The organism is Streptomyces sp. NTH33, assembly GCF_003236365.1.
GTDB lineage: Bacteria > Actinomycetota > Actinomycetes > Streptomycetales > Streptomycetaceae > Streptomyces.
Map to the genome: position 1 here is coordinate 1 of NZ_POTZ01000537.1, position 4,285 is coordinate 4,285.

Here is a 4,285-nt window from a genome sequence, read left to right on the forward strand (position 1 = left end):
GTAGCGGAAGTCCGCGCCCGAGACGGTCACCGTGCGCCCCTGAGCCAGCAGGGGCGAGGCTTCCGCGCCGGGCCCCGACAGGGGCCGTACCTCCACCGCCGCCGTCCCGGAGTCCCCCGGCGTGACCGACACCGCCTCCACCGGCTGGTCCAGGTCCACGACCGTCACCCCGTCGACCTCCACGCGCAGCCGGGCCGGCCCGGGGCCGGTCACGTTCGCCGTCCGGGGCGGGCGCGGCACCAGCGTCCGTACGAGGGACTGGCAGGTCCGCAGCCACGGGTGCCCGGCCCCCGCCGAGACGGCCGTGGCCCCCATCGGAGCCTCACGCCCCTCACGCGGGGAGACGGGCGGAATCCGCAGCGTCCCCAGCACCACACCGTCACTGTCGTCGACGAGCAGATCCAGCCGCCGCTCGACGCCGTCCAGCACCGCCCGTGCCGCCGCCACCGCCCCCGTCGGCACGCCCAGCGACCGGACCAGGGGCATGACACCCCCGACCGGCACGACCGACAGCACGCATTCGGCCAGTTCCCGCTGCCGGTGCAGCACCGACACCGCCCGCAGCAGCGCCCGGTCGTCGCCGACCACCACCGGCCGCCGCGAGCCGCGCCGCGCCAGCGCGCGGGCGAACTCCTCCGGCCCGTCCGGCAGGCACACCTTCGTGCTGGCACCCCCGCTGAGCACGTCTTTCGCGATCCGTACGGATTCCCCGTCCGTTCGCCGGGCGACCGGGTCGATGACCACCAGCAGCTGATCGGACGTGGGATGAGTCGCCACCTCGGTCCTGCCTCGCTTCCTCGGGTAGCATCTTTGTGCAAGAGCCCCTTTGCGCTATTGCGCCGGGGGCTTCGTCTATTCCGGGGCATCCGGTCCGACGGGTTGTGCGGCCGACCACGGTCGCGGGGATACGTGGCTGTGAGCCCGCGTACGCCCCTGACCTTGGACATGCCCCGCCCGGAAGGGGTGTACGCGCGTGCCCGCACTTGTGCTGCTCGGTGCTCAGTGGGGTGACGAGGGCAAGGGAAAGGCCACTGACCTGCTCGGTGGCTCGGTGGACTATGTGGTGCGATACCAGGGCGGCAACAACGCCGGCCACACCGTCGTCGTCGGTGACCAGAAGTATGCACTGCACCTCCTCCCTTCCGGAATCCTGTCGCCCGGTTGTACGCCGGTCATCGGCAACGGCGTCGTCGTCGACCCGTCGGTCCTGCTCTCCGAGCTGAGCGGTCTGAACGAGCGCGGAGTCGACACCTCCAAGCTGCTGATCAGCGGCAACGCCCACATCATCACGCCGTACAACGTCACTGTCGACAAGGTGACGGAACGCTTCCTCGGCAAGCGCAAGATCGGCACCACGGGCCGGGGCATCGGCCCGACCTACGCGGACAAGATCAACCGCGTCGGCATCCGGGTGCAGGACCTGTACGACGAGTCGATCCTCACCCAGAAGGTGGAGGCGGCCCTCGACGTCAAGAACCAGATCCTCACCAAGCTCTACAACCGGCGCGCGATCACCGCCACCCAGGTGGTCGAGGAGCTGCTGGGCTACGCCGAGCAGATCAGGCCGTACGTCGCCGACACCGTCCTGGTCCTCAACCAGGCGCTGGACGAGGACAAGGTGGTCCTCTTCGAGGGCGGCCAGGGCACGCTGCTGGACATCGACCACGGCACGTACCCCTTCGTCACCTCCTCCAACCCGACCGCGGGCGGCGCCTGCACGGGTGCCGGCGTGGGCCCGACGAAGATCAGCCGCGTCATCGGCATCCTGAAGGCCTACACCACCCGCGTCGGCGCCGGTCCCTTCCCGACCGAGCTGTTCGACGAGGACGGCGAGGCCCTGCGCCGCATCGGCGGCGAGCGGGGCGTGACGACCGGCCGCGACCGCCGCTGCGGCTGGTTCGACGCGGTGATCGCCCGCTACGCGACCCGGGTGAACGGCCTGACGGACTTCTTCCTCACCAAGCTCGACGTCCTGAGCGGCTGGGAGCAGATCCCGGTCTGCGTCGCCTACGAGATCGACGGCGAGCGCGTCGAGGAGCTCCCGTACTCCCAGACCGACTTCCACCACGCGAAGCCGGTCTACGAGTACCTCCCCGGCTGGCAGGAGGACATCTCCAAGGCCAAGACCTTCGCCGACCTCCCGAAGAACGCCCAGGCCTACGTCAAGGCCCTGGAGGACATGTCCGGCGCCCCGATCTCCGCGATCGGCGTGGGCCCGGGCCGCGACGAGACGATCGAGATCAACTCGTTCCTGTAGGCGTCGCCCTCCGGGAGATGTGACGGGACGGCCTGTGCGGTGAACCGCACAGGCCGTCCCGCCCTGATCCTCCGAGTGGAAAAATGGTCGGCCGGGCAGCCTGGAGCCAAGGAGGGGACTTCGTGCCGGTCCGGAAGCCGCCAACCGCTCGACAGCGCAGACTCGGAATCGAGCTCCGTCGGATGCGTGAGCACGTCGGGCTCTCCCTCACCGAGGCCGCCGCGCTGCACCGCGTGGACAAGACGGCGATCAGCAACACCGAGTCCGCCCGGTTCGGAGTGAGCGCCGACCGGGTGCGGGTGTGGGCGGCCAACTACTCCTGCCCCGATCCCGCCTACGTCGACGCGCTCGCGGACATGGCGAGGGAACGGTCCGGCTCCAACTGGTGGGACGAGTTCCGGGACTCCATCGCCTCCTACATGCTCGACCTGGCCGAACTGGAGCATCACGCTGCCGCGCTTCGGCACGTGCAGATCACGCATCTGCCCGGACTTCTCCAGCACGAGGACTACGCCCGTGCCGTCTTCGGGGAGGCCGTACCGCCGCTGTCCTCCGAGGCGCTGGACCTCCAGGTCGACTTCCGCATGCGCCGTCAGGCGCTGCTGGACCGGGCCGATCCGCCCACCTGCTCCTTCCTCCTCCATGAAGCCGCACTGCGCATGCTGTTCGCTGAACCGGCCGTTGTACGACGGCAGTTGGAGCACATGCTGGAACAGTCGGAGCGAGCGGCGGTAACCCTCCGCGTGGTGCCCTTCTCAGCGGGAGGGTTCCCGAGTGCGGGCAGTTCGACCATGTACGCCTGCGGTCCTGTGCGGCCGCTCGACACCGTGCAGATCGACGTTCCGAACGGGGTCACGTTTCTGGACTCGGAGACGCATCTGACGAACTACCGCGCTGTACTGGACCGCGTGGAGCAGCGGTCCCTGGAGCCGGGCCCCTCCCGCGACTTCATTCGCAAGGTGCTGCAGGAGCTGTGAGAGCGTGAATCAGATGGACATCCAGTGGCGGAAGTCGTCGTACTCCGAGCAGTCGGGCAACTGCCTTGAGCTGGCAGTGGTCGACGGCGTGGTGCTCGTCAGGGAGAGCGACGAGCCCGATGTCGTCGTCAGGACCACCCGCGCCAAGCTCGCGGCTTTCCTCGCCGGAGCCAAGGCGGGGGAGTTCGACGACTTGCTCTGACGGCATCAACGTTGATGAGGCAGCACTGTTGGCGCTAGCCTGGTTTCAGGGGGTAGTCGCACGATTACCGTCTGACGCAAAATGCCCCGGTGGTGAGCCACCACCCCGGGGCCAGTCAACGCTGCAGAGGAGCGTCAACATGACCAAGCCTATTCGGCTTGCCCTGGAACGAACACTTGCCCTGCTCATCTCCCTCCTCCTTCCGGCCACTGGTCGGCGCCGCAGGCCGGGACGGCCGGGACACGCACCCACACCCCCGCGCACCCTGCCCGGGCTGCGTCTGCTGATCCACCGCACCGCCGTACCCGGACATGTCCCTCGTCCGGACCATCAGGCTGCCGCGGCAGTGGTGAAGAGGTGAGAAGTGCCCGTCGTGCGGGCGCTCCTCGGGCTGCGGCAGAACGCCCCAAATGCATACTGTGGGAATTGATTGTTGCGGGATGGGTGTGTGACATGCTGGGCGTGTGAATGCGGAGGACACCCGGTACCGGGAAGACCTGAAGACACCGGCGCTGATCGCCATTGCGCGCCAGCAGGAGGCCATCCGCCAGGCGGAAGAGGAAATACGGAAGGAGCGGGCAAGGCTCGCCGAACTGGTCTGCGCCGCTACGACCCGGACTCCGGACAACCCCATCCCGTACGGCCGCGTGGAACACGTCGCGCGGTTGCTCGGTGTCAAGAGAGACCGCGTCGCCAAGATCCGCAATGCCGTGCGCAACAGCCGGAGCGGGGAAGGGGAGCGGTACGTCGAAACCGACGGCCACGCGTCCCCCTCACTTCCCGCCACCGTCTGACCGCCCCACTCCTTCGGAAAGGACCCCGCCGGTCATGACCACCGCACCCCTCGGG

The 4,285-nt window shown here is 68.8% G+C and carries 5 protein-coding genes; 4 read left to right on the forward strand and 1 reads right to left on the reverse strand.

Features of this window, described 5'->3' with window-relative positions:
- On the reverse strand, window positions 1-777 hold a 777-nt coding region (locus C1I97_RS32345; RefSeq protein WP_111006605.1), incomplete at its 3' end, for a diacylglycerol kinase.
- A 196-nt stretch (window positions 778-973) separates the two neighbouring features.
- On the opposite strand from C1I97_RS32345, the gene C1I97_RS32350 reads away from it, so the two are divergent.
- The 4 genes from C1I97_RS32350 to C1I97_RS32365 all read left to right on the forward strand — a co-directional run bounded on the left by C1I97_RS32350 (window position 974) and on the right by C1I97_RS32365 (window position 4,230).
- The gene (locus tag C1I97_RS32350) at window positions 974-2,257 is read left to right on the forward strand and encodes an adenylosuccinate synthase (RefSeq protein ID WP_111006601.1); all 1,284 of its coding nucleotides are present in this window, start codon (window positions 974-976) and stop codon (window positions 2,255-2,257) included.
- 122 nt (window positions 2,258-2,379) lie between these two features.
- Window positions 2,380-3,234 (forward strand): helix-turn-helix domain-containing protein, encoded by an 855-nt coding sequence (locus tag C1I97_RS32355; RefSeq protein ID WP_111006602.1) that lies wholly within the window; start codon window positions 2,380-2,382, stop codon window positions 3,232-3,234.
- Window positions 3,235-3,247: 13 nt separating this feature from the next.
- A complete protein-coding gene (locus C1I97_RS32360) occupies window positions 3,248-3,436 on the forward strand; it encodes a DUF397 domain-containing protein (protein WP_111006603.1) in 189 nt (62 codons plus the stop codon).
- Window positions 3,437-3,900: 464 nt separating this feature from the next.
- Window positions 3,901-4,230: a hypothetical protein gene (locus tag C1I97_RS32365; RefSeq protein ID WP_111006604.1), complete on the forward strand. Its 330-nt coding sequence runs from the start codon at window positions 3,901-3,903 to the stop codon at window positions 4,228-4,230.
- Window positions 4,231-4,285: the final 55 nt, after the last annotated feature.

Excerpts from the sequence above, each read along its gene's own strand:
- C1I97_RS32360 (WP_111006603.1), top strand. The coding sequence starts at position 3,248 with ATGGACATCCAGTGGCGGAAGTCGTCGTACTCCGAGCAGTCGGGCAAC.